We start from the raw sequence: 24,007 nt of genomic DNA, 5'->3' as shown, positions 1-24,007 counted from the left end.
CAACGGTAACAAATGTAAGTACTATGACCCACGATACCAGGGAATACACAATTCGCAAAAATCCTTTTCTATATCCTCTTATAATATTGTATCCCAGTATCAGCAATACCAGCAGCAAAACCCAGTTCATATGTATGCTCCTTATTTCAGTCTTATTTTTTCTGTTGTATCTTCCAGTATCAATGTATAATTCAGCGCGCCACTCTCGGAAATGATCTTATACAATGTCTGTTCAAACTCATGATGGAATTTATATATCCCATGTATGGTGTATATATCACATGCGTTTTCATTTGTAATACAAATCTCATTGTTCGCAAGAAATTCCACACCTGTATACTCCATTGTAAAATCTTTTTCCAGAACGCTTTTTCCATCCAGATCATAGACACTTATGTGATGTGTCACTGCCTCATCCTCATTGCTTATCACGCAGCCAATATAATTATCATTATAGAAAATACTCTTCACTTCTTTTTCAAAAGGGATCGTTCCGGATTGTTTTGGTTTCTGAGATCCCTCAAACAGGATCACTCCGGTATCCGAGAATGCCGCAAGCCTGTCATCCGCCAGGTAAACAATTTCCGGGATCACGGTATCTGGAAACGTCTGCGCTCCGACTACATGATCAATTTCACTTTCTCCTGCTGTTCCAAAATTGTAAAAAGCAATCGTACTTTTTATGCTTCCATCATTGATGTCCAACATGGCAACTGCAAGTCTTACAGCATCCGATGACAATGCAATCGCGACCGGATACCCTTTTTTTGCACCGTGAATCTCTCCTTCCGTTAATTTTGCACCTGTTTTATCATACATTGCAAGATAACCGGAAGCATCTTTTTTCATCAGAACCGCCACCGTTCCCTGCGATGCCACACGCACCTGCTGGATCGGCATTGTCGTTTCTATTCCGCCTAAGATTCCCTCCTTTGTCATGATATAGATCATAGTTCCCTTTTTATCATAGATTGTCAGGTAATCTTCGCAAATATCAATCTGCGGATCGGTCATCTCATAGGTCTGATTCCAGATCAGTTCGTTTGCCGTATCCGTATAAAAAGCACCGTCGTTGCTGTATTTTAAAATATTCCCCCCAAAATCTGCAAACTTTGTAGCCTCCGTATCAGCCCTGTCAACAGACGATCCCACGTCAAAATTCTCATAATGGCGCAGTGCCATAAACACCCAGAGTCCCGCAGAAACTGCCAATACGGTAACGATCAGAATAACGGTTCTTCTGACTACTTTTACCCGATGTTCACGCAGCTTGCGTTCATACTCTTCCATATCCGGTTCTTCTACCGTATGAAATCCTCTCTTGTTTTTTTCCGCCATACCAATCTCTCTTTCATCTTAAACCTCGTTCTTGCCCATTTCGGGCATCTCAAGTTTGTGCGTAAACACAAATCCTGTGTGTGAAAAATCTTTTTTTCACACTGATCTTTCGATATTATAGCATTATTCCCTGGATGTTTCATCTTATTTTTAGAAGCGGCTGCTTTGTTAATTCGGAAGCGTCAGATACTGGCCTGCATAGATTGCATCCGGATCATCAATCCCGTTTGCCTCGCATACTTTGTCCATCATGGCTGTTGTCTGATATATTTTCCGGCAGATCGCAGCCAGATTATCCCCCTGCCGCACCACATAGTACCCCTGTTTTAAATATGTCTGTGCCTCATCCGGCTGTGCCGCCGTCTCTTTTACGTTTTCCTTATTGCTGTTTGTTTCATCTGTGTCCGCTTCCGCCTTCTGTTCTCCCTCCCGATTCTGCATACTCTCTGTTTCCTGGGACTCCATCGTTTTCTGGGCATCTGCTGTTCCAGACGTTTCTGCAGTTTCTTCTGTATCTGTCATTCCTGACAATTCCGTTCCTGCCTGTATCCCTGCCGTTTCATCCGGTGCGGATGCCTCCGCCGCCTGCGTTCCATTTGTTTGAAGCTGTTCCGCCTCTGTCTGCGTACTGTGTTCATCCGCCTGTTTTGTCTCCGTCTGTTTTTCTATACTTCCTGCAATATTTTCCACCACGATCCCAGAATCTGCCGTTTTTTCTGTTTCCGGCATTTCTGTCACGATATGTACCTGATTCATCTGTGCCAGAGTATTTTCCATCTCATTCATCTTCTTATGGTTCTGATAAGCGGTAAAACCAAGAGTCAGTACCACCACAGCCAATACGAGGGAGGAATATGCAGGGATCTTTGCCTCTTCCGTTTTTTCCGCTTCTTCCAGTTGTTTCCGATAACGCCCCTGTCTTTTTCGTTCCAGATGTGGCTGCAGTCCGGGCTCGTCCGGCTGCATACTCTCTTCCATATAGAGTTCTTCTTCCAGGATATCGATATCATTCGTATCTTCCTTTTCTTTTATGTCGTAAACAGGCTCGTCCGGCTGCATGAATGTAACCTCGTCTGTCTCCGGCAAATTTACTTCTTCTGTTTTTTCTTCCCTGTGTTCCATCTTTTTTAATTTTACCGCGGCGTGCCTGTCATAATATATGTAAAATCCTTCTCTCCGGTACAGATGTCCGTTCCGGATGCTGAAAAATGTTTCCTCCTTTTCCAGGGTATCCATTAAGAACAATGTCTGATGAACGCCGCCAAAATGCGTCTGATGAAACTGTTCGATCTGTTTTGTCATATTCGGCAGACATCCTCTGTGATCTAATGCCCATCCAACAATGACCATGCTGTCATACTCATCTTTTAACCGTTTATATATATACGCCCATTCATGGTCGCTCCATCTTGGAATCTCTGCATCAAATTCCAAATGTTCCAGCTGTATTGCTGCCTCCACAAATGTGCACTGTCTTCCACTGTAATTTTCGAATCTTCCAAGCAAAACATATACAAGTTTTTCACAGCTGCTCTCATATGGATGCAGATACCTGTATACTTCATCCTCTATGTATATTCTCTCCCCAACATCCGGTCTCCCAATCTGTCTGATATCTTTTGGCAGCTTTTTTTCTTTCGTATCATCCCAATTTTCTTCCCGGATAATCTCAATCATTCCAATCCTCCCTGTTTAAATTTAAAAAGCTTTTTTTATTTTGAAATGGTATCACAGCATGTCCGATTTTTTTGTGGTTTTATGGACAGTTTTTCAAAAACTTTTCGACAGAAAAAGACTGCTGCATACGTTTCCGTAATGACAGCAGTCTCTCTTTTGGATTTCTTTTATTATTTTACAAATGCTTTTACTTTTTTGTAGATGCCCTCTGCATCAAGCTCATATTTATGAAGCAGCTCTAATGCCGGACCTGACTCACCGAATACGTCGTTGACACCGATCTTTAAGACTTTCGTCGGAGCCTCCTCACAGAGCACGTCACATACCGCACTTCCAAGTCCACCGATCACAGAGTGTTCCTCAACCGTAACGACTTTTCCGGTCTTTAACGCGGATTTTACAACCAGTTCACGGTCGATCGGTTTGATGGTGTGGATATTGATGATCTCTGCATCAATACCGTCTTTGGCAAGCATTTTTTCTGCCTCTACCGTCTCATTCACACAGAGTCCGGTTGCAAAAATTGTCACATCTTTTCCTTCTTTTAAGACAATTCCTTTGCCGATCTCAAATTTGTAGGTTGCCTCATCATTGAATACAGGAACCGGTAAACGGCCAAAACGAAGATATACAGGTCCTGCATGATCATATGCAGCGTGTACGGCAGCTCTTGCCTCTACATCATCCGCCGGGTTGATGACTACCATGCCAGGGATCGTGCGCATCAGGGCGATATCCTCCAGGCACTGATGGGTTGCGCCATCCTCACCAACGGAGATACCTGCGTGAGTTGCACCAATCTTGACATTCAGATGTGGATATCCAATCGAGTTGCGCACCTGCTCAAAGTTTCTTCCTGCCGCAAACATGGCAAAAGAGCTGATAAACGGCACTTTTCCACAGGTTGCAAGTCCTGCTGCGATGCCGGTCATATTTGCCTCTGCGATACCGACATCCCAGTGGCGCTCCGGGAACGCTTTTTTGAAAATTCCAGTCTTTGTTGCGCCTGCAAGATCCGCATCTAATACGATCAGGTCTTCATGCTCTTTTCCCACTTCTACCAGAGCATTTCCATAGCTTTCTCTTGTTGCAATTTTTTTTATTTCTGACATAATGCTTCCCCCACTTTCTCAAGGTCTTTCATTGCGATCTCATACTCTGCATCATTTGGAGCTTTTCCATGCCAGTCTACGGCATTTTCCATAAAAGATACACCTTTTCCTTTTACGGTCTTTGCAATGATCGCAGTCGGCATTCCCTTTGTCTCACGCGCCTCTTTAAATGCAGCACGAATCTCATCAAAGTCATTTCCATTGATATCGATCGTATGGAAATTAAATGCCTCAAATTTTTTGTCGATCGGGTAAGGAGAACATACTTCATCAACAGTTCCATCGATCTGAAGGTTATTATTGTCAACGATCACAACCAGATTGTCCAGTTTGCGGAATCCTGCCCACATGGCAGCTTCCCAGATCTGGCCTTCCTGGATCTCACCGTCTCCGCAGAGTGCATAGACACGGTAATCTTTTTTGTCAAACTTTCCGGCTGCTGCCATTCCGGCTGCTGCGGAGAGTCCCTGTCCCAAAGAACCGGATGACATATCAATCCCCGGAATGTGTTTCATATCCGGATGTCCCTGCAGGTAAGAGCCTGTATGACGCAGTGTGACAAGATCCTCCTTCGGGAAAAATCCACGTTCTGCCAGAACTGCATAAAGTCCCGGCGCCGTGTGGCCTTTTGAAAGCACAAAACGGTCGCGGTCTGCCATCTTAGGATTCTTCGGATCAATGTTTAACTCCTCAAAATACAGATAAGTAAAGATATCTGCTGCGGAGAGTGATCCGCCCGGATGTCCGGCTTTTGCGCTGTGTACTGCAGTTACAATACTTTTGCGGACTTCGTTCGCTGTTTTTTCAAGTTCCAGATTTGTCATAGTCTAGTCATGTTCCTTTCTATTCCTTTTATTAAATCTCCGTTCTGCCTTCTAAGGCACGGAGCAGTGTTACCTCATCAATATACTCTAAATCTCCGCCGACCGGAACACCACTTGCGATCCTTGTCACTTTGATCCCGGTAGGTTTGATCAGTTTGCTGATATACATCGCCGTCGTTTCTCCCTCAAGGCTTGAGTTTGTCGCAATGATCACCTCGTCAACATCCTTTTGCAGGCGCTGCATCAGCTCTTTTAACTTGATATCTGCAGGTCCGATTCCAAGCATCGGAGAAATTGCCCCATGCAGGACATGATAAACCCCGTCGTATTTGCCGGTTTTTTCATATGCTGCAAGATCTCTGGTATCTTCCACAACCATAATCGTCTTGTGGTTACGTCCGGCATCCTTACAGATCGGACACAGTTCATCATCTGTCAGGGTAAAACATTCCTTACAGTAACGGACATTTTTCCTTGCATCCACGATCGCAGACGAAAGTTCTTCGACCTGTTCCACCGGCATATTCAAAATATGAAATGCCAGACGCTGTGCAGATTTTGCACCGATTCCCGGAAGAGACGATAATTCCTGTATTAATTTACTGATCTGACTGCTGTAATAATCCATGGTGTTTCCATTCTTTCATTTATAATGTTCCAATACGGCTATATGCCTTCTTTAATATTAAAGGATAACGGCGATTTTTACAAGAAGTGTTTTTTACGGCATATTTTTTGAAATTTTTGTACATGATAAACAGGTAACCACACAAAAACAATAGATTACACGTCCCGCAGGCAAATCTGCTGCCGGAAATAAAAGGAGGACCATATGGCATCTTATGTAGCACCTGGAATCAAAGACAAATTCGAGACACTTTCAACGGATCTGAAAAATCTGATCCTCGAGCGAAATGTAGAGCTTAATAACATGCAGGATCTGATCCGCGTGTTAGAGCAGATCGTAGAAGAAGGGGAAGCCGAGTAACCACGGCCTCCCCTTCTCTTTTATGCTTATCTTTTTTGATCTGCAAAATACAATTTCTGTGCCCGTAACAATTCCTTACTGAATGTTAGTTACCTCATATCCTGCATCTACAACGGCTGCTTTTAATGCATCCGCACTGACTGATTTCTCTGCGGTAACAACTGCATTTTTGTCCTCTAAGCTCACCACTACCTCAGACACACCCGGTACTCCTTTTAAAGCCTTCTCAACGGTTGCCTGGCAGTGTCCGCACATCATTCCTTCAATACTTAATGTTGTTTTCATTGTTTGTTCCTCGCTTTCTGATACATCACTTTTTGTTTTTATTTCAGAAGTGACCGCTCTGTTTTCACAGACCGCACTCTCCTGTTCCATGTTACCTGTCTCATTTCCGGATGAAGATTTTTTTCCAAGCTTTACCCATCTAAGGCGCAGTGCATTACTTACTACACAGACGCTGCTTAAGCTCATGGCAGCCGCACCAAACATCGGGTTTAATTTTAATCCCCAGATCGGATATAAAAGTCCTGCCGCAAGCGGAATGCCGATGCTGTTATAGAAAAATGCCCAGAACAGATTTTCCTTGATATTTCGGATAACCGCTTTGCTCAAACGGATCGCCCCGACCGCATCGATCAGGTCATTTTTCATCAGGACGATGTCCGCGCTCTCAATGGCTACATCCGTACCTGCCCCGATCGCGATTCCCACGTCTGCGGAAGCAAGCGCCGGCGCATCGTTGATACCGTCTCCGATCATTGCAACTTTATGTCCGCTGTTCTTTAAGGCGGATATCTTTTCTTCCTTCTGTGTCGGAAGCACTCCGGCAATGACTTCATCAATTCCTACCTGATCTTTGATCGCCTGTGCCGTCACTTCATTGTCACCGGTTAACATGATGACATGGATTCCGTATTCTTTGAACTGTCTGACCGCTTCACGGCTGGTCGGTTTTACGACATCCGCAACGGCGATCACGCCTATGATCTGTGTTTCATCTGCAAACAGAAGCGGTGTTTTGCCCTGTTTTGCAAATTGTTCCATCTCTTTTTTTATCTCACCGGACAGGGCAACGTGTGCCTCTTCCATCAGCTTTTCATTTCCTGCATAGTAAAGTCTGCCGGAGGATAAACGTCCTTTAATTCCTTTTCCAAACAGCGCTTCAAAGTCATTTACTTTTTCCGGAACGATGTTCTTTTTCCCGCAATCGGAGACAATCGCTTCCGCTAACGGATGCTCACTTCCCTTCTCAAGACTGCCCGCAATCTTAAGCAGATCGTTCTCTGAAATTCCTGCATAGGTTCTGATATCCGTCACAACCGGTTTTCCATAAGTAATGGTTCCGGTCTTGTCCATTACAACGGTATCCACAATATGTGCTGTCTCTAATGCCTCTCCTGATTTGATCAGGATACCGTTTTCCGCACCCTTTCCGGTTCCAACCATGATTGCCACCGGTGTTGCAAGTCCAAGTGCACACGGACAGGAGATCACAAGAACTGCAATTCCGCAGGACATTGCAAACTCAAAATCTGCCCCGCTTGCCAGCCATAAGATAAATGTTACGATCGCGATTCCAATAACTGTCGGGACAAAGATTCCCGCAATTTTATCGGCCAGACGTGCGATTGGAGCCTTACTCGAAGATGCTTCCTCCACAAGACTGATGATCTGTGCGATCGTCGTATCTTTGCCGACACGCGTTGCACGCGCACGGATCAGTCCGGCTTTATTGATGGATGCAGAGATTACTTTATCGCCTTCCTGTTTTAACACCGGGATGCTCTCTCCGGTGATTGCGGATTCATCAAAAGAGGATTTTCCTTCTAAGATCACACCGTCCACCGCAACCGACTCTCCCGGCTTGATCACGAAAATATCCCCCTGCACCACATCTGCCGCATCAATGACCTGTTCTTTGCCGTCGCGCACGACTGTCACTGTCTTTGGTGCTAAGTTCATCAGCTTTGTGATTGCCTCACTCGTCTTTCCTTTTGACTTCGTCTCAAGATATTTTCCGACCGTGATCAGCGTAAGAATTGTTCCGGCGGATTCAAAATAAAGATCATGGCTGTACTGATGTACCAGTTCCATGTCTCCGATACGGAATCCCCAGCCGATCCGGTAAATCGCGAAGATACCGTATACCGTCGCCGCAGTTGCTCCCATTGCGATCAGACTGTCCATGTTTGGACTCCTGCGCGCTAATGTTGTAAAGCCGTTGCGGAAATATTTCTGATTAACAAACAGGATCGGAAGTAAAAGCAGGAATTGCGTAAATGCGTAAATGACTGCATTTTCACTTCCATGGAAAAACTTCATGGTAAGCGGCGGCATCGGAACGCCAAGCGCGTTGTAGATCATATGTCCCATCGACACATACATGAGCGGTATCAGAAATATCACGGATATGATCAGTCTTGTCTTCATGTTTTTGATATTCTTCTGCTGGATGGAAACGGCATCCTCCGTCTCCCCCGCCTTTACTGCTGCTTTTCCGTCTTCTTTTACCGAGGCACCGTATCCGGCATGTTCCACCGCCTCAATAATCTTTCCGGTATCAAGCTTTGTCTCATCATACTCGACCTGCATGCTGTTTGTCAGCAGGTTGACACTGACTGTCTTTATGCCCTCCAGTTTGGAAACACTCTTTTCCACATGGGAGGAACATGCCGAACAGCTCATGCCTGTTACGTCAAACTTTTCCTTCATGTCAATCTCCATTTCTAAATACAAACCGTTATTTCATCAATTTTTTTAACAGTTCACAGAGTTCGTCGACAGCCTGCTCATTGCCTTCTTTGATGTCTTCGGAAACGCAGGTTTTAATATGGCGTGCTAACAGCTCCTTGTTAAATCCGTTTAATGCAGCCTGGATCGCAGATACCTGTGTGACGATATCCACGCAATATCTGTCATCTTCCACCATGGCACGCACTCCCCGCACCTGTCCCTCTATCCGGGAAAGTCTCGTAAGCAGTGCCTTTTTTTCTGCACTCTCACGCTGTTTATGCTTCACATTATCTCCGTTTGCGCTGCATTTTTCACATGCCATCTGTCTACCTCCGGTCTGTATAGTCTGTGCTGTCCCTGATTTTTTATCACGGTTTTACCATTTTATTGTATACCATATACCCCTATTGGGTATCTTGAATTTACACCACGATCTGCATTTTGTCAAAAGATTTTCTAAGTGTTAAGAATTTTTATCAACAAACTTTATTCTCCGCAATCCACACAGTGTGATCAGCATTGTCACAAATTCCGCCGCCGGGAAGGCCATCCATACCCCGTTTAATCCAAATATTGCGGACAGTATAAATGCAAAGAAAATGATCGCCACAAAACCTCGGGAAATCGACGCTGCAAATGCATATTTTGTAGATTCGACAGCACTTAATATGGCAGTCCCTACGATATTGATCCCGGCAAATAAAAATCCGATAAAATAGATCCGCAGTCCAGTTTCTGCGTAGTCAGCAAGCGTCCTGTTATGTTCGCCATTAAACACTGCAGTCACCACAGGTGCAAACAGGTAAATAAAAATAACCAGAAGTACAGAGACGCCTACTGCAGTCGTAACCGCCATTTTTAAATAAGTTTTCACATCTTTATGAATATCCCTGCCATATGCCTCGCTGACTAACGGCTGGGAGCCCTGTGCAATTCCGTTAAACAGGGCAACTGCAACAAGTGATGTGTTTGCAACCACGCCGTAAGCCGCCACTCCGGTATTTCCGGCAAGTCCAAGGATGATCATATTAAAGACGACCGTGATCACACCGGATGAAATCTCTCCCACAAAAGAGGACACACCAAACTGACAGCAGAAAAGTATTTTTCGCAAAGATGGCAGCATCGGCTTAAATTTTACCGTACATTTTTCCGAGCGGAAATGGATACAGCAGATCAGGATGCCGACCACCGGGGAAAGTGCCGTTGCAAGCGCAGCTCCTTCCATGGAAAGTCCCAGTGGGAACATCAGTACATAGTCAAACACAATATTGAACAGACTGCTGAATAATGTCGCAGCCATTGCGATCGACGGATTCCCATCGTTGCGCACAAATGCATTGCAGATATAATTCCACATAAAAAAGGGCGCAAAACTCATAAAAATGCGCGTATAATTTTTCCCAACCGCAACGATCTCTGCATCCCCGCCAAGCAGGGCGATCAATTTATCCGGGAAAAATATTCCTACAAGCATAAAAAGCAGGCCAACAATCAATGCCCATGACAGTGCATGGAAAAAGTATCCGTCTGCATTCGGATGTTCCTGATTCCGCTCGATCACCAGACGGATCGCTGAACCGACACCCATCATTGCCCCGATGGCAAAGATCATGTTGTAGACCGGCAGTACCAGATTGAGTGCGGTGATACCATCCGTCCCCACCGCAACAGAAATAAAGTAGGTATCTGCCAGAATATAGACAGACATACCTACCATGCCAAGCATGTTCTGCGAGACATACTTTACAAATTTTTTTAACATCATAATCCCCATTTTATCAACTTCAATCATAGATTGTGCACTTCTTGGACAATGCTATTGTCATGAATAATAGACCGAACACAAAATTTCAATATTTTCTATATTCGGTCTTATACCCGTTTTACTATTTAATTTTGATGATTAAGAACCCATTGCAATAAACCATTATAATCTACGCTTCCCGATGCAACATTAAGAATTGTTTCATATAATTCTTTTTGCGTATATTTAAGTTCTATCCCGTTCAACGCAAGAAATACAAGCATTGCATGTGTTCCAATTCTTTTATTACCATCTATCATACAATGATTCTTTATCAGTCCATATCCTAATCTTGCAGCTTTCGCCTGTATTGTCGGATATAATTCGTCCCCTCCAAAGGATTGAAAAGGCGTTTCCAAAGCCGAGTCCAATAAATTATAATCTCTGACTCCATCGCTTCCACCAGTCTGCTGAATTAATTGAGTATGAAGCATAAGGATCTGCTCTTTGCTCAATTTTTTCATTTAGCCAGCACCTCATATGCTTCCCTATTCTGTTCCATAAGCTGCTTCGAAATACTCAATACATCATCATCAGATGCTATCATATCTTTATCCGCTTTACTAAAGTCTATAACAAGGTATCTTGGTACATTGTTTTTCAAAATTACTGCTGAACCGCATTCATCTACCAGTCGTGCAACCTTAGAAAAATTCTGGTTTGCTTCGGAAATTGAAACCATTGTATTTGTATCTATAGTCATTTGAACACCTCCATAATCTTTTTACAATAGTATACACATTTTTTAGGATAAATTCAACCTAACACAAACAGGCAGGTCGTATCCGACCTGCCTGACTTATTATTCTGATTTCTCTGAACCTTACTTTTTATGTTCTTTTATATAAGCGCTTTTCCAAGACTTCTGCACGCTTCTAATGCTTCAGCGTCCGGTGCTTCATGTGCGATCACACCTTCACCATTTACAACAGTTGCTCCTGCTGCATTCATGCGTTCTTCCCAGTCGCGCATCCACTGTCCGTCACCCCATCCGTAAGAACCGAATAAAGCGATCTTTTTGCCTGCTGCAAAGCCTTCTACCTCTTCTACGAAAGGCTCCATCTCGCTCTCCTCTAATACTTCAGCTCCCATTGCCGGGCAGCCTAATGCAAATGAGGATGCAGCTTTTAACTCATCTACGGATACTGCAGATACCGGAACAACGTCTGCCTCTCCGCCTGCTGCCTTGATTCCCTCTCCAACTGCATTTGCCATTGCTTCCGTATTTCCCGTCTGGGACCAGTATGCCACGATAATCTTGCTCATATTTCCTCCATTCCTGTGCTTATTTTTGCACATTCATTTTATACAAACGGATTCCTGGTCTCGCACGACGCCTTTGCCGCATCAAGCCGGGTGTTTTCCGTTTTTATCTTATTTACTTTCATCTGAAAATCCAGTCATACATCAAATGATAGAATATGCTTTTGTAAACATTCTGTTATCATGAGTCCATCTAGGCAGACTCTAACATCTTGCCGTAAAGCAGAAGTTCATGGATTTCCATGCCGGACGATATCAGGCGGATCGCGTCTTCCTTTGCCTGATTGTAGCGGTCAAATGTTATTCTTGCCGCATCCACATCTCCATATACTTTCCAGTAACCGCAATATAGGTAATTGCGTCCCTCGTTTCGGATAAAACCTAACACATCTTCTACAGGATAACCCAAGAGCAGTCCAAGCTCATGTGGAAAAGACAGATGATCCTTCATATATTTTTGATAGCGGGCACACAGTTTTTCAAAAATGTCGATAAGGCGTAATGTCTGATACCCAAACAATCTCATCGTTTCCTTCACATCTTCTTCGTTCAGATAAGCGAGTAGTTGTTTTTCACGAAAAAGCAGGAATATTGTACGATGTTTTGTCTGGTAGAGTGTATGTACAGTAATTTCTGTATTACGGAACAAATCTTTCACATCTTCTTCGTTGCTCTTTGTCACCGTAAGAAGATTTGACAGTTTGATTCCCGTAAGAAGCGGGGCACATTGCAGTGCCAGTTGAGTCTTTAATTCTTTTTTATCCATCTTCTCCAGAATCTCTAACACTTCCCTGCTCATGGTCATCTCCCATAGAACAACAGATCTCTCGATCCATTGTTTTAACATATATAGTTAGTTTATCCTAACTCCTGTTTAAAAAAGAAAGAGTTGCTAGAACTCATTTCCTTTTCTGATAGTTAGATTACACTAACTTTGGTTATTTGTCAATAACTTTTTTTTAATTTTTCTATTATTTTGATGTTGGGGGCAGATAGTGCATTTAAACTTCTTGATTGACAAATTGCACAAAGCCGTGTCTGTTTTGTTCCGTTGTACGAAAATAAGAAAATCTAAGCCTGCCTGAGTCAGGTTTTCTCAGAGTGACGTGAATGGCAACAACGAGTCCTCCATGACTCGATGCTGCCTTGTTCTGCCATCCGTGGCAGAACATCACTGTGTATTACCAGGCAGTCTAAGATTTACTAATTTTCTCCCAAAGTCACAAAAGCAGTCTCGGCTTTGTGCAATTTGCCAGTCGTTATGTTGTGAATGCACTATTTGCCCCCAACATCATTATTTTAAGAGTGTATGATTTAGTGTCATTCTATATTGATCAAATTTGATACAACCGCACTGATTCGCTCTGAACCGAGAACCTTCCCCACTAAATTTATAACTTCTTCCTCTGAGGAAAGCGTAAACTCACTTTTATCCATTCCAATTTCGTCAGCTATGGACTTTTCCAATGATACTTCCACAGGATATACCGATATGCCAAAAGCGACAAACATAATCCTGTATTTATATTTTGGTGCCGCTTTTGCTGTTATATAAAATTCATAAATAAATTTGCTCTGTTGGTCTCCCAAAACATTTTGCACATCAAAGCTATTATCCTGCACAAAAAGTCTCCCTGCCAGTTCCAGTTCATTTGATTTAGAATAGCTTTTATAATCCCCCTTATAAGGTGCGATCCTCGCAATCACTTTTCCATCTGTCATTTCAGACAAATATTTGCATTGTTCACTTATGATATCGTGCGGTGTGTGTATCTTCTTTTCTGTTTGTACTCTCCATAAATTCTGCATCATGCATCCTCCTTAATACCAAATACGATCGGCAGGTGATCGCTATATTCTTTCCGGTTCGGTATCCCTTTACCATCTGCTAAAACACCACTGCTTGTTTCTGTCACAATTTTCAGATTATCTTTATCAAAGTATTTTACCATATCAGCACTGACAATAACCTGATCAAAAATATGTTTGTAAAAATTGAATGCACCTCCCGAATCATAATAGCATGTGCTGTGAGGTGTATTCAAATCACCAAAAAAATTCCACATGGGGTTATAAAACATCTGATAGTTTTTCCCATATACGTCTCTCTCACGCTTATTTTCGACAATGTCAGCATATGGCAAAGCATGAAAATAATTCGCTTTTAACATTACCTCTTCAAACGGATCAGCATTAAAGTCCCCTGCTATGATAACCTTTTTATGTTCCGCTTCACTTTGTGCCTCACACAATGCATCCATAAACTGTTCTGCCACAATTTCCCTGTCTCTGTTTTCAGCATATCGCTTACTTGGAAAATGTAACCCCGCAATTAAAAAGTCTGTTAATACATTGTTTATGGAACATATAAAATAATATTTTGAATCCCTGATCAACTCTACATTAAACTTCATACTTACGAGCATTTTTGCCCTGCTGTCTTCTGGAACAGGTGCAGTTTTAAAATCCTTTCCATTCACTGAAAGCATATCGCACATAAGCTTCATATCAAAAGTATATTCAGCCAAAATCACAATGTCTATGTTATTTTCTAATATCAGTTCTATTATTTTTTGTCTGACATTTTCTCCCCGTATACTGTGCCTGTCTTCCTCTGTCCGTATTCCCGCATTCCAATACAAAATATTTATCATCCACAGCTCCATTATTTTTTATCCTGAAAATTCTGTCCATAAAATAATTTCCGTCTCACTCCTCTAACGCCGCATTCATGATCTCCATCTTCTCCTCCGCCTCATAGATCAGGCGGCTGCATTCTTTTAACTCATCCGAAAAATCCATCGTGACGTCCTGGTAAAGTGACTTGTACTTGATGTCGTGCTCCAGGCTCGCCCAGAGATCCATCGCAAGGGTGCGGATCTGCAGTTCAACCGGCACCATCTGTTTTTTGTTCATAAAATAGACCGGCACACGGATAATGATGTGCAGGCTGCGGTAACCGTTGCCTTTCGGCTGCTCGATATAATCTTTGATCTCCATGATATGTATGTCATCCTGCGCCATCAGGCGGTCACGGATCAGATATACATCCTTGATATAGGAACAGACCACGCGCACTCCGGCGATATCGTAAATATTGTTGCACGCTGCGCTGAGTGTCAGATCAAGATTCTTTTTCTGAAGCTTTCCCAGAATGCTTTTCGCCGATTTCAGCCGCGTGTCGATGTGATGGATCGGGCAGCGCAGTTTGCGGTATTTAAACTCATCCTCTATGATCTCAAGGCGCGCGGTCGTCGCGCACATCGCCGCATTGTACATGCGCAGGATCGGATCAATCGTCTGGGAAAACTGCTCCTTCATATCCGCGATATGCTCCATGTCATCATCGACCATGCCGCGCACCAACATCAGGCTGTTTTCCTGCGCTGCATCCGCTGTTTCTTCTGCATCTTCCACCTCCACAGAAGCCTCATACTGCTCCTGCTGTTTCTCATCCTGTACAAGTGTCTGTCTCTGTATCATAACAAAAAAACCCGTTTCTAAATTGTTTTCTTCTTCATTGTCACGCCGTCTTTTCGCATAGCATCTGTTGAGCGTAACTGTCTCTCACTATAAATATTAGTATAACAGATACCGCCAGAAACGGCATAAAGTCTGTATGAAATATTTATAAACAATTTAAAAACAGGGTTCTATTTTCTATAATTCGATGCCGCAGCCTTTCATCAGCTCTCTTGCAGAATCTAAGGAATCTACGCCGTGAAGGTTTTTGATCGGCGCAAATTCTCTCTCACGCACTACCTCATATGGGATACAGTCATCCATCATGTGCACCATATCAAGCACCAGTGTCTCGAATTTGTATCCATTTGGCTGCTCCGGTTTCACAAATGTGCCGTCCACATCCATGTATGGGATCTTTTTCTCTACCACATGGATCGGCATTCTTGCGTCTGCGATCTGCTCTAATTTCTTTTCTGAGAACAGATAGTTTAAGATTACGCCAAAACCGTATTTTAAATCACCGTTTTCTTTGCGCGCCGTTGACATCTCCTCTGTCATCTCGTAGTATTCTGCGATCGAAGGTTTGCCATCTTCCGTACAGAGTACACCGACACGTTCGTCCGGTGCAGCTTTTCGTACTACTTTTGCACCACTCTCGCATCCGTAAGCGATGGTTGCGCCGACAAACATCGGGTCTGCGATGCGCTGTAAGCAGTTATCTACGGCAAATACGTTGATCCATTCAATACCTCTTTCTTTGATATCAGAAAGAAGTCCTGCATTTACCATAGATGAAAACCAGCCGCCGTTGCCGTTTGGAGACATTGCCACCTCAGTCTGGGATTCCATATAGATCCGTCCCTCATAATCGCATGCCGGCACCATTTCCTGTACGAAAAATTTCACATAATCTTTCGGATAACCAAAGTAATCATGTTCCTCAAAAAAAGCTGTCGTATCTGCGTTGTTGATATTGCTTGTCATAATATAAAGCGGTACATATACTCCTGCCTCATCTGTCACGTCCATCAGATTGCGAAGCAGCTGCTCAAATAAATATAACTCTTTGGCCACTCCGATATTTAATGTTCCCTTTGGCCGGTCAAGTCCAAGGCGGGTTCCCTGTCCGCCCGCTAAAAGCACCGCACCGACTTTTCCCTCACGGATCGCCTTTAAACCGAGTTCTTTGAATTCAGCCCCTCTTGCCTCGATCTCGCTAACTTCCACGGCATCTAACGGAGCAAATACACCGCGCTCATTGACAGTTTCTTTTCTTTCAATGTGTTCTAACACTGAAAAATCAATCTCCTCTAATCGCTTTGTCAGTTTCTCATTCTGCTCTGTGGTATTTTTCTCCATCATCGCCTTGATGTATTTCTGATTATCATCTTCCCAAATTTTCATTCGCTTCTCCATTTCTTATCTTATAAAATAGCTGCATCACGGTTTTGTACTCATACCATCTTCAGATATGCATAACTTTTCACATACGCAACCCACTCTCTATATTATATAATAGACTTCTCATTCCCGCAACCAAACCTTAGTTGAAACCACGGAAACCCTTTCCGATAATCTCACTGCTGTTTGTGATTGCAATAAACGCGGATGGCTGGTTCATACGGATATAATTACGAAGTTCTACCGCCTGACTCCGCTTCATGACCGTTAAGATCACCGTCTTCTGATTGTGCTGGTAAGCACCTTCTGCCTGATAAACCGTAGCACTGCGGTTTAATTCTTTTGTGATAAATTCACAGATTGGCTCCGGATCGTTGCATATAATCGTAAAATACTTGCACAGGTTGATACTCTCGATCACATTATCGACTACCAGAGATTTTGCCAGAAGACCGCACATGGAACAAAGACCTGTCTGCGCATCAAATACAAGACAGGATGCAACGACGATTCCAAGATCCACTAAAAATAATGCTGCTCCAATGTTCAGCTTCGTATATTTCTTTAAGATCATTGCCACGATATCCGTTCCGCCGCCGGACGCTCCGATATTAAACAGAATTGCCGCGGAAAATGCCGGCAGTACGATCGCATAGATAAGCTCTAATACCGGCTGTCCGGTCAGAGGCGCATCCATCGGAAACACCCGCTCCGCAAAGCTTAACCCAACCGATGTCAGTACACTGACGTAAACAGTTTTGACTCCAAATCCTCTTCCAAGAAATATAAATCCAAGTACCAGCAACAGCATATTGATGATAAAGGTAAGATTTCCCGGAGATGTCGGAAGTACGGCACCCAGCACGACTGCCAGACCGGTTACTCCGCCAAACGAAAAATTATTTGGAAATTTAAATACATACACTCCCACAACAAGAATCAGTGTTGCAACAGTCAGCACCACATACTCTTCCACGGTACGTTTGATCTTTCCAAGATTCTTCTGCATTTCTTTTGTCCTCACTCTTTGTATATTTCGCAGAAGAAGTATACTACATCTCTTACTGATAATAAAGTACCTTTGTGCAAATCGGAACTGCATTTTTTTCGGACATCAGAGATCAGATATCTGCATCTCCTTTTGCATGCTCTTTCCGCTTTTTGCATATATCGGAAATTACCTGAATGAGTTTTTCTGCATCCAATGGTTTGGAAATGTGCGCATCCATGCCGGCTGCCAGACTCCGCTCCTCATCATCTGCAAATGCATTTGCTGTCATCGCGATGATCGGAACGGTTTTTGCATCTTCTCTCTCCAGTTTCCGGATGCACTGCGCTGCCTCCAGACCGCCCATAACAGGCATCATCAGATCCATCAGAATCACATCATATCCACCCGGTTCTGATGCTGCAAACAGATCAACAGCTTCTTTGCCATTCCATGCCTCCTGTACCTGTGCCCCCTCATTTTCCAGCACAAACCGGGCGATTTCCATATTTATCTCATAATCTTCCACCAACAGTATTTTATCATTTTCAATTCCCTTTACTGCATCGGTACTTTGTGTCTGCTCCGTCTGCATTTCGATGCTGTCATCCGGCAGAAACGGGATCACAAGTGTAAACCGGGTGCCTTTTCCAGGCTCACTCACGAAGTGGATCGTTCCTTCCATCTGTTCTACCAGTTTCTTTACGATTGCAAGTCCAAGTCCGGTTCCGGTATAGGAAGTGCGTGCTGAACTGTTTTCCTGCACAAACGGTTCAAATGCATGTTCCTGAAATTCCGGGCTCATCCCGATCCCATTATCGGTACACACAAACTCAAACACGGCTTTTTCATTTTTCGGCGGCAGCTCCCGGCACTCCAAAATCACTTTTCCATTTGGTTTATTGTATTTTACCGCATTTGAAGTAATATTTTGTAAGATCTGCCGGACATGAAGAGAGCTTCCAAGCAAATTTTCATGGTTGATCTCTCCTTTTTTTACCGTCAGCGTGATTCCCTGTTCAGTTGCCGCCATCCCGACTACTGTCTCCACTTCTTTTAATATTTCAGAAATGGAAAATGGCTTTTCCTCCAGCTTAATCTGCCCGGATTCCAGTTTATTCATATCCAGAACATCATTGACCAGCTCCATCAGAAAGGTGGATGAAAGCAGAATCTTATCCAGACACTCCTCCTGTTTTTTGGGATTTCCGATATAATACCGACAGATATCCACCATTCCGCGTATCCCATTGATCGGTGTGCGGATATCGTGGCTCATCCGCCGTAAGAAATCCGTTTTCGCAATGTTTGCCTGCTCTGCCTGTTCCACCGATTTTTCCAGTTTTTTCTGATAGTCCATCTCACGCATTTTTTCGTCGGTAATATTTCTGCTCAGAAAAAGCGCCGCCTCAACATTGCCATGTGCGTCATGATGCTGCGGCACCAGCATGATGCTGAACCATTCTCCCTTTCCGATTTCGGTCTGGCAATTGATATAATCTTTTCCCTGCAGCCGCTCTGCAAGTGTATCAGGGTTTACAAAGTCCCAAAATTTCTGCCGTTCTGACTGCGCAACTGTATTTTTACAGAAAAATTTCATCATGTTAGCAGTGTTTGTCTCATTGCCGGTCATTTTTCGAATCTGGTCAGATGCTTTGATCATTTCCCATGTATTCTTTTTGAGATCTAACAGCATACAGATAGAAAATACACTGCTGACAGATTGGATGATATGATACTGTTTTTCCATTTGGCGCATATTCGATTCCGCCACATACCCCCGTACCAGCATAAATGTCATCCAGCACAATATGTATACACCCATGGTACCGATCACAACCTTTGTACGCAGTGCATATATCGCAGTTTCGGGGAAAAATGCATAAAGTGTATAATCTTTCATCTGCTTGATCTCCCCATACCAGCTGCCTCCCGTACTTTCCAGATGGATCATCCTGTGCTCATCCCCTGTATATATGTCCGGTGTAAAAATATCACGATACTCCCCCGGCTTCACAGAAAGCAGTTCCTCCGAATTGGAACTAAGCACTTGTTTGTCGTCTGTCACCGCAACGATACCATTCATATCAAATGTAAATCCAGTAAACAGCGAGTAGATGGAAATATCACCGTTGTCTTCCATGTTTTTTTCTTTTTCAATATAAGCGGCGACAAGCCCTTTTCCGTCTGTCCTGGATACCACCGCAAAATCATAGTTTTCCCCCTCTTTATCAAGCCGTGTGATATATGTTTTCCGCGGCTGCTCCAACATATTTTTTACTGCCGGTTCACTCATCTGTTCCTGCCAGAATGTATCCATCTTTCCAACATCTTCTGCCTGATACACACAATTCAGATTTTCGTCTATAAGCAGAACACCATCTAATCTCTGATCTTTCATATAGCGTTCGACCAGCTCTTCCTGATCTGCATCTTTCTCTTCCAACCGCTGATCCAGCTCCAATGTCTTATCTGCCAGACGATAAAGACTCTTTACTTTATCATTATTTTTGTAGTCATCATATTTTTTGACACGGTCCTGCATAAAATCGAGTGTTTCATCTGCAATTTTCTCAATTTTCATCCGGTCATACCCGGTAAATACCACAAAACATACTATCCCTAAAAGCACTCCCATCAAAAATGGCAGCCATATATATCTGCGGGCGATGATCTTTGTTATCTTTTCATTATTCAGCATTTGTGACCCCCAGTGCTTTTTCGGCATCCAATCCGTATTTTTCTACCATGTCCCGGAGTGTTCCATCATCCTGCATCTCTTTTAAAATCTGTGTCATTTTTTTTGCCAGATCCTGATGAGTGTCATTTTTGAAAGCAACTCCCAGTTCTGAAATATACAGACTTTCATCCAGTATGGCATACATATCCGGTGCATTCCCAACAAATCTCTCAAGCGCACTTTCATGTCCTGTGATCGCATCCACATACCCTTTCCTGAGGCTTGCATAGATCTCGTCCATGCCGGACAGACTATACACCATATCCACCTCCGGGACTCTCGGATCACTTCTCTCTAACAGAACCTCCTCCGGTTTTGTTGTCGCCTGTACTGCAACCCTTTTCCCTGCAAGATCGGATATGTTTCTGATTTTGCTGTCCGTCCGCACTGCAATCACCTGTCTGCTGTAAAGGTATGGGCCAGCCCACTGATACTCATCCTCCCTGCCATTCATGGTAAAGCTTCCCCACAGACAGTCCACCTTCCCATTGTCCAGATATTCATCCTTTTTATCCCATACGATATATTGAAATACCGGTGTGTATCCTAACTGTTCACACACCGCCTCCGCCAGTTCCACATCAATACCTACCGGCTTTCCATCGTCATCCAGATAATTATATGGCTCATAATTATCACTTCCGATGATAAGTTCTGGCAGCTCTTCTCCCACCTCCTCAGGATCCTTTTTCATAATGCATGCTGCCCCCAGTGCCATAAAACATATCCCTATTGCCGCAATGTACTTTTTCAAATTAATCTCCATTCTTGCGCTGTCTTTTGCGCATCTCAAGTTTGTGCGTAAGCACAAATCTTGCGTGTGAAAAATCTTATTTTTCACACTATCATTCCTTTTTCGTTTATATTTGCGTGATTCACCATTTTTATTTTAATGTTTTGTAAAATACACGTCAATTACAAATGTATATTTTTAGTGTTTTAACGACGCTCTTCAACTTTTTTTGACAAAAAACGGATAATGCATTTTTTGCACTATCCGTTTTTTTACAGTTATTGTTTCCATCCAGGCTGGTCTGCTCAGTTACAGCGGTGACTATCTGAACCGGATTACTAAAAAATACACCGGCATGACCTTATTCGAATATAGAACCACTTTCTCAATTAGAAAGGCAGAGTTTATCTTATGTAGAATCCATACTCTCTCTCTTCGATCGGTATCTGATTTGCCGTGATACGGTCAATATTTACGTAGGTGCCCTGGTTTACCATCGCAAGCACTTTGTCGATCTGCTCGTCCGTCCCCTGCACCTCCAACAATACGGATCCGTCCGGCTCATTTCTTACCCAGCCAGTCACACCAAGCATGTTTGCGGCGTGTTCCGCCCGGTAACGGAAACCGACGCCCTGAACTGCACCATAGACAAATACCTTTTTTCTGATTATTTTTTCGTTGTCCATCATGTTGACATCCTTTTTAACCGATCAGTTCATACTGCATCAATTCATATTTTAACTTGCTGCCCTCCAGGATCTCCGCCGGAAGCAGGGCGCGTGCCACAAGTTTCAGATCATTCGATTCGATGTCGGTTCTGCGCAGGTTCGCATAATCCCCGTCGATCGAAACCACTTCATAAAACCATGTCTCCATTACTTTAAGTCCTCCTCTGTATAATAAGTGCCTGACATCTCTGCATTGATCTCAGCAATTTCTCTTTTTCCGTTGATATAATCTGCGTAGATATCCCACAGATCCATATCACCACTGTCACCAAGCCCGTCCTCATCCGGGATCCACTGCCTGATCAGCGCAATGCGCTGTTCTTTGGTCGTATTTGCAATGCTGTAATCTTCCATTTCATCTCCATTTCTGCGTGTAATAATTTTATTTTTCACACTGCACAATTCTTTCTTTTTTATACATTTTTCGTATATCTGCAATCCGGGAAACCGGTGCATCCCCAGAACCCGCCAAATCTTCCGTTTCTCTTTTTTAAGGCAAGTCCGCATCGCGGACAGATTTTCTCCTCTGTCTGTTTTGCAGATGTTCCGCCTGATTCTTTCGCCATCAACTCAAACACCTGCTGGTTCATACGGCAGTCCGCCAGTGCGCGGTGCGCCCCTTTGGTAGAGATACCATAATGTTCCGCCAGATCAGAGAGCTTCCTGTGTTTCCATTCCGGGAAACACAGTTTTGCGATCGCAAGTGTATCTATATAGTCGTTTGTCAGTGTCTGCCCAAAATATTTTTCGCAGTCTCTGTACAAAAACTTCATATCAAAACCTGCGATATTATGCCCTGCCAACACATCATCCCCGGCAAATGCAAGAAATTCCGGTAAGACTTTTTCAAAGGAGCGTGCATTTTCCACCATTTTATCTGATATATTATTCACGCTGCTTGCCGCATAAGGAATTGGTCTGCCCGGATTTACAAGTTCACTGAACTCGTCCACGATCTTTCCGTTTCTTACTTTTACCGCTGAGATTTCTATCACTTCATCATACAGACTTGATATCCCCGTGGTTTCAAGATCATAAAGTACATAATCCCGGACATATTCTCTCCGCTGTTTTCCTTTTCTCTTTCCTAACATGAAAGTCCTCCATTCCGGTGACACGCTTTACAGCTGTCCCATCTTTTAAAATTCATATCTGACCACTGCGCAATTTGCCACACCAAATGCGGCGTATTCCTCGTTGGTCATCTCATAAAAATAGGACTGCACCACACGCGCGATTCCATTGTGCGCCACGAGAATATAAGTTTTATCCGAAGCTGCCACCTCATCTAACAGGTTATAGATTCGCTGTGCCAGATGAAGCATCGACTCTCCGCCTTCGTAACAATTTACAAACTGTTTTTTGGCTTCCCTGAACTCTGCTCCGTCTCTCGGTGTAGACTCATATTTTCCAAAGTTCTGTTCTTTTAAACGTGCTTCTTCCCTTGCCGGAATCCCGGTAATCTCTGCGATATGGAGTGCCGTGTCCTTTGCCCGGATCAATGGGGAATAAAGAATCTCATCGGCTTTAATTCCCTGTTCTAAGATCTTTTTTCCTGTCTCAACCGCCTGTTTATGTCCAAGTTCCGTGAGTGCAATATCCGTTGCACCGCAGATCTTATTTTCCACATTCCAAATTGTCTGTCCATGGCGGACAAAATAAACCTGTCCCATTTTATTCTCCATTCCTGCGTGTGAAAAATCTTATTTTTCACACTGACTCCTTTTTTCTATATCCACGCATAATCACCACCGGTCACTGCAAGTGAAAGCAGCGTATCCATCCGCTCAACCTCTTCTGCTCCTTTTACCACCTGAATCAGCTTCGCACTTTCTGCTGCCACCGGCATCTCCTCGTCCGGTCCGACTTCCATATCCGGCTCTTCCCCACAATACGGACATACGAGCTGCGGTCCTGTCTGTAACGCCAAAAACCGGTTTCCACATTCTTTACATTCATAATATCCACACATCTCTGTGCCATCCGGTACATAATACATTGTCTGATCCTCCCTGTCTGCATGTCACTGTTCACTCCCTGTCAGTTAGTCCAGCAACGATCTTATGGCATCAATTTTACCACAAAGCGGTTCCATGTTCCATCCAGACTTTTACAGCTTCATTCATACCAAATTCTGTTGCAATACCTGCCGACACCCCATTCATATTTTACATTTGGCAAATAAAAACGTGATTTCACACAAAAGTCTG

General features: G+C 43.5%; 27 protein-coding genes (1 of these 27 only partly in view). 1 reads left to right on the top strand and 26 read right to left on the bottom strand.

All coding sequences use genetic code 11. The annotated features are described in order from the left end of the window. The 6 genes from RIL182_RS00985 to recR form a co-directional block, all read right to left on the bottom strand. Positions 1–130: the start of a CvpA family protein gene (locus RIL182_RS00985; protein ID WP_006858684.1), read on the bottom strand. Its footprint begins 578 nt before the window's first position; 130 of the gene's 708 nt are visible here — the first part of the coding sequence; the start codon lies at positions 128–130; its stop codon lies off the left edge, out of view. Positions 131–141: 11 nt separating this feature from the next. Next, complete coding sequence (locus RIL182_RS00980; protein ID WP_006858685.1) at positions 142–1,338, bottom strand: DUF5711 family protein; 1,197 nt, start codon at positions 1,336–1,338, stop codon at positions 142–144. A 168-nt stretch (positions 1,339–1,506) separates the two neighbouring features. Then, positions 1,507–3,015: a LysM peptidoglycan-binding domain-containing protein gene (locus RIL182_RS00975; RefSeq protein ID WP_006858686.1), complete on the bottom strand. Its 1,509-nt coding sequence runs from the start codon at positions 3,013–3,015 to the stop codon at positions 1,507–1,509. Between the two features lie 170 nt (positions 3,016–3,185). Continuing rightward, complete coding sequence (locus tag RIL182_RS00970; protein ID WP_006858687.1) at positions 3,186–4,127, bottom strand: transketolase family protein; 942 nt, start codon at positions 4,125–4,127, stop codon at positions 3,186–3,188. Continuing rightward, positions 4,115–4,951 (bottom strand): transketolase, encoded by an 837-nt coding sequence (locus RIL182_RS00965; RefSeq protein ID WP_006858688.1) that lies wholly within the window; start codon positions 4,949–4,951, stop codon positions 4,115–4,117. The genes RIL182_RS00970 and RIL182_RS00965 overlap by 13 nt, the downstream gene beginning before the upstream one ends. A 31-nt stretch (positions 4,952–4,982) precedes the next feature. Continuing rightward, complete coding sequence (gene recR, locus RIL182_RS00960) at positions 4,983–5,579, bottom strand: recombination mediator RecR (protein ID WP_006858689.1); 597 nt, start codon at positions 5,577–5,579, stop codon at positions 4,983–4,985. Positions 5,580–5,783: 204 nt separating this feature from the next. Between recR and RIL182_RS21045 the strand changes: the two genes are divergently transcribed. Then, a complete protein-coding gene (locus RIL182_RS21045; RefSeq protein ID WP_006858690.1) occupies positions 5,784–5,939 on the top strand; it encodes a hypothetical protein in 156 nt (51 codons plus the stop codon). A 75-nt stretch (positions 5,940–6,014) separates the two neighbouring features. Here RIL182_RS21045 and RIL182_RS00955 read toward each other — a convergent pair whose 3' ends face one another. The 20 genes from RIL182_RS00955 to RIL182_RS00855 form a co-directional block, all read right to left on the bottom strand. Beyond that, positions 6,015–8,663: a heavy metal translocating P-type ATPase gene (locus tag RIL182_RS00955; RefSeq protein ID WP_006858712.1), complete on the bottom strand. Its 2,649-nt coding sequence runs from the start codon at positions 8,661–8,663 to the stop codon at positions 6,015–6,017. 16 nt (positions 8,664–8,679) lie between these two features. After that, positions 8,680–8,994 (bottom strand): metal-sensing transcriptional repressor, encoded by a 315-nt coding sequence (locus tag RIL182_RS00950; protein ID WP_006858691.1) that lies wholly within the window; start codon positions 8,992–8,994, stop codon positions 8,680–8,682. Positions 8,995–9,135: 141 nt separating this feature from the next. Continuing rightward, positions 9,136–10,467 (bottom strand): MATE family efflux transporter, encoded by a 1,332-nt coding sequence (locus RIL182_RS00945; protein ID WP_006858692.1) that lies wholly within the window; start codon positions 10,465–10,467, stop codon positions 9,136–9,138. A gap of 98 nt (positions 10,468–10,565) precedes the next feature. Beyond that, positions 10,566–10,943, bottom strand: a complete 378-nt coding sequence (locus RIL182_RS00940) for a type II toxin-antitoxin system death-on-curing family toxin (RefSeq protein WP_006858693.1) — start codon at positions 10,941–10,943, stop codon at positions 10,566–10,568. Continuing rightward, a complete protein-coding gene (locus tag RIL182_RS00935; RefSeq protein WP_006858694.1) occupies positions 10,940–11,182 on the bottom strand; it encodes a hypothetical protein in 243 nt (80 codons plus the stop codon). Before RIL182_RS00935 ends, RIL182_RS00940 begins: the two co-directional genes overlap by 4 nt. 137 nt (positions 11,183–11,319) lie before the next feature. Continuing rightward, on the bottom strand, positions 11,320–11,745 hold the full coding sequence (locus tag RIL182_RS00930) for a flavodoxin (protein ID WP_015561583.1): 426 nt from the start codon (positions 11,743–11,745) through the stop codon (positions 11,320–11,322). Between the two features lie 190 nt (positions 11,746–11,935). Beyond that, positions 11,936–12,541, bottom strand: a complete 606-nt coding sequence (locus RIL182_RS00925; RefSeq protein WP_015519953.1) for a DUF3793 family protein — start codon at positions 12,539–12,541, stop codon at positions 11,936–11,938. 521 nt (positions 12,542–13,062) lie between these two features. Then, complete coding sequence (locus RIL182_RS00920; RefSeq protein ID WP_006858715.1) at positions 13,063–13,554, bottom strand: hypothetical protein; 492 nt, start codon at positions 13,552–13,554, stop codon at positions 13,063–13,065. Next, positions 13,551–14,396: an endonuclease/exonuclease/phosphatase family protein gene (locus tag RIL182_RS00915; protein WP_242655629.1), complete on the bottom strand. Its 846-nt coding sequence runs from the start codon at positions 14,394–14,396 to the stop codon at positions 13,551–13,553. Before RIL182_RS00915 ends, RIL182_RS00920 begins: the two co-directional genes overlap by 4 nt. Positions 14,397–14,451: 55 nt before the next feature. Continuing rightward, positions 14,452–15,225 carry a GTP pyrophosphokinase gene (locus RIL182_RS00910; protein ID WP_006858696.1) on the bottom strand — a complete coding sequence of 258 codons (774 nt, stop codon included), beginning with the start codon at positions 15,223–15,225 and terminating at the stop codon, positions 14,452–14,454. Positions 15,226–15,402: 177 nt separating this feature from the next. Beyond that, entirely contained in the window at positions 15,403–16,611 is a 1,209-nt protein-coding gene (locus RIL182_RS00905; RefSeq protein ID WP_044999472.1) for a UTP--glucose-1-phosphate uridylyltransferase, read from the bottom strand. Positions 16,612–16,750: 139 nt separating this feature from the next. Then, positions 16,751–17,617 (bottom strand): YitT family protein, encoded by an 867-nt coding sequence (locus tag RIL182_RS00900; protein ID WP_015519948.1) that lies wholly within the window; start codon positions 17,615–17,617, stop codon positions 16,751–16,753. Positions 17,618–17,729: 112 nt separating this feature from the next. Beyond that, positions 17,730–20,297 (bottom strand): hybrid sensor histidine kinase/response regulator, encoded by a 2,568-nt coding sequence (locus RIL182_RS00895; RefSeq protein ID WP_134522977.1) that lies wholly within the window; start codon positions 20,295–20,297, stop codon positions 17,730–17,732. Next, positions 20,287–21,102, bottom strand: a complete 816-nt coding sequence (locus RIL182_RS00890; RefSeq protein ID WP_006858719.1) for a substrate-binding periplasmic protein — start codon at positions 21,100–21,102, stop codon at positions 20,287–20,289. Before RIL182_RS00890 ends, RIL182_RS00895 begins: the two co-directional genes overlap by 11 nt. A 371-nt stretch (positions 21,103–21,473) precedes the next feature. Then, a complete protein-coding gene (locus tag RIL182_RS00880) occupies positions 21,474–21,758 on the bottom strand; it encodes an acylphosphatase (RefSeq protein ID WP_006858720.1) in 285 nt (94 codons plus the stop codon). 13 nt (positions 21,759–21,771) lie between these two features. After that, positions 21,772–21,945, bottom strand: a complete 174-nt coding sequence (locus RIL182_RS00875; protein ID WP_006858699.1) for a hypothetical protein — start codon at positions 21,943–21,945, stop codon at positions 21,772–21,774. After that, positions 21,945–22,190: a hypothetical protein gene (locus RIL182_RS00870; RefSeq protein ID WP_157579712.1), complete on the bottom strand. Its 246-nt coding sequence runs from the start codon at positions 22,188–22,190 to the stop codon at positions 21,945–21,947. The genes RIL182_RS00875 and RIL182_RS00870 overlap by 1 nt, the downstream gene beginning before the upstream one ends. 20 nt (positions 22,191–22,210) lie before the next feature. Then, positions 22,211–22,891 carry a 3'-5' exonuclease gene (locus tag RIL182_RS00865; RefSeq protein WP_006858700.1) on the bottom strand — a complete coding sequence of 227 codons (681 nt, stop codon included), beginning with the start codon at positions 22,889–22,891 and terminating at the stop codon, positions 22,211–22,213. Between the two features lie 45 nt (positions 22,892–22,936). Beyond that, positions 22,937–23,470, bottom strand: a complete 534-nt coding sequence (locus tag RIL182_RS00860) for a histidine phosphatase family protein (protein ID WP_015561568.1) — start codon at positions 23,468–23,470, stop codon at positions 22,937–22,939. Positions 23,471–23,526: 56 nt separating this feature from the next. After that, positions 23,527–23,796 carry an FYDLN acid domain-containing protein gene (locus tag RIL182_RS00855; protein ID WP_006858701.1) on the bottom strand — a complete coding sequence of 90 codons (270 nt, stop codon included), beginning with the start codon at positions 23,794–23,796 and terminating at the stop codon, positions 23,527–23,529. Positions 23,797–24,007 lie beyond the last annotated feature (211 nt).

Origin of the sequence: Roseburia intestinalis L1-82 (assembly GCF_900537995.1) — a bacterium.
GTDB lineage: Bacteria > Bacillota > Clostridia > Lachnospirales > Lachnospiraceae > Roseburia > Roseburia intestinalis.
Note: the sequence above shows the minus strand (reverse complement) of the source record. Positions and strands in the feature narration are given on the sequence as shown.

Bases quoted from the DNA above. Each gene is read 5' to 3' on its own strand.
- RIL182_RS00980 (WP_006858685.1), bottom strand. From the start codon at position 1,338: ATGGCGGAAAAAAACAAGAGAGGATTTCATACGGTAGAAGAACCGGAT.
- RIL182_RS00975 (WP_006858686.1), bottom strand. From the start codon at position 3,015: ATGATTGAGATTATCCGGGAAGAAAATTGGGATGATACGAAAGAAAAA.
- RIL182_RS00970 (WP_006858687.1), bottom strand. From the start codon at position 4,127: ATGTCAGAAATAAAAAAAATTGCAACAAGAGAAAGCTATGGAAATGCT.
- RIL182_RS00965 (WP_006858688.1), bottom strand. From the start codon at position 4,951: ATGACAAATCTGGAACTTGAAAAAACAGCGAACGAAGTCCGCAAAAGT.
- recR (WP_006858689.1), bottom strand. From the start codon at position 5,579: ATGGATTATTACAGCAGTCAGATCAGTAAATTAATACAGGAATTATCG.
- RIL182_RS21045 (WP_006858690.1), top strand. From the start codon at position 5,784: ATGGCATCTTATGTAGCACCTGGAATCAAAGACAAATTCGAGACACTT.
- RIL182_RS00955 (WP_006858712.1), bottom strand. From the start codon at position 8,663: ATGGAGATTGACATGAAGGAAAAGTTTGACGTAACAGGCATGAGCTGT.
- RIL182_RS00950 (WP_006858691.1), bottom strand. From the start codon at position 8,994: ATGGCATGTGAAAAATGCAGCGCAAACGGAGATAATGTGAAGCATAAA.
- RIL182_RS00945 (WP_006858692.1), bottom strand. From the start codon at position 10,467: ATGATTGAAGTTGATAAAATGGGGATTATGATGTTAAAAAAATTTGTA.
- RIL182_RS00940 (WP_006858693.1), bottom strand. From the start codon at position 10,943: ATGAAAAAATTGAGCAAAGAGCAGATCCTTATGCTTCATACTCAATTA.
- RIL182_RS00935 (WP_006858694.1), bottom strand. From the start codon at position 11,182: ATGACTATAGATACAAATACAATGGTTTCAATTTCCGAAGCAAACCAG.
- RIL182_RS00930 (WP_015561583.1), bottom strand. From the start codon at position 11,745: ATGAGCAAGATTATCGTGGCATACTGGTCCCAGACGGGAAATACGGAA.
- RIL182_RS00925 (WP_015519953.1), bottom strand. From the start codon at position 12,541: ATGAGCAGGGAAGTGTTAGAGATTCTGGAGAAGATGGATAAAAAAGAA.
- RIL182_RS00920 (WP_006858715.1), bottom strand. From the start codon at position 13,554: ATGATGCAGAATTTATGGAGAGTACAAACAGAAAAGAAGATACACACA.
- RIL182_RS00915 (WP_242655629.1), bottom strand. From the start codon at position 14,396: ATGATAAATATTTTGTATTGGAATGCGGGAATACGGACAGAGGAAGAC.
- RIL182_RS00910 (WP_006858696.1), bottom strand. From the start codon at position 15,225: ATGATACAGAGACAGACACTTGTACAGGATGAGAAACAGCAGGAGCAG.
- RIL182_RS00905 (WP_044999472.1), bottom strand. From the start codon at position 16,611: ATGAAAATTTGGGAAGATGATAATCAGAAATACATCAAGGCGATGATG.
- RIL182_RS00900 (WP_015519948.1), bottom strand. From the start codon at position 17,617: ATGCAGAAGAATCTTGGAAAGATCAAACGTACCGTGGAAGAGTATGTG.
- RIL182_RS00895 (WP_134522977.1), bottom strand. From the start codon at position 20,297: ATGCTGAATAATGAAAAGATAACAAAGATCATCGCCCGCAGATATATA.
- RIL182_RS00890 (WP_006858719.1), bottom strand. From the start codon at position 21,102: ATGGAGATTAATTTGAAAAAGTACATTGCGGCAATAGGGATATGTTTT.
- RIL182_RS00880 (WP_006858720.1), bottom strand. From the start codon at position 21,758: ATGATGGACAACGAAAAAATAATCAGAAAAAAGGTATTTGTCTATGGT.
- RIL182_RS00875 (WP_006858699.1), bottom strand. From the start codon at position 21,945: ATGGAGACATGGTTTTATGAAGTGGTTTCGATCGACGGGGATTATGCG.
- RIL182_RS00865 (WP_006858700.1), bottom strand. From the start codon at position 22,891: ATGTTAGGAAAGAGAAAAGGAAAACAGCGGAGAGAATATGTCCGGGAT.
- RIL182_RS00860 (WP_015561568.1), bottom strand. From the start codon at position 23,470: ATGGGACAGGTTTATTTTGTCCGCCATGGACAGACAATTTGGAATGTG.
- RIL182_RS00855 (WP_006858701.1), bottom strand. From the start codon at position 23,796: ATGTATTATGTACCGGATGGCACAGAGATGTGTGGATATTATGAATGT.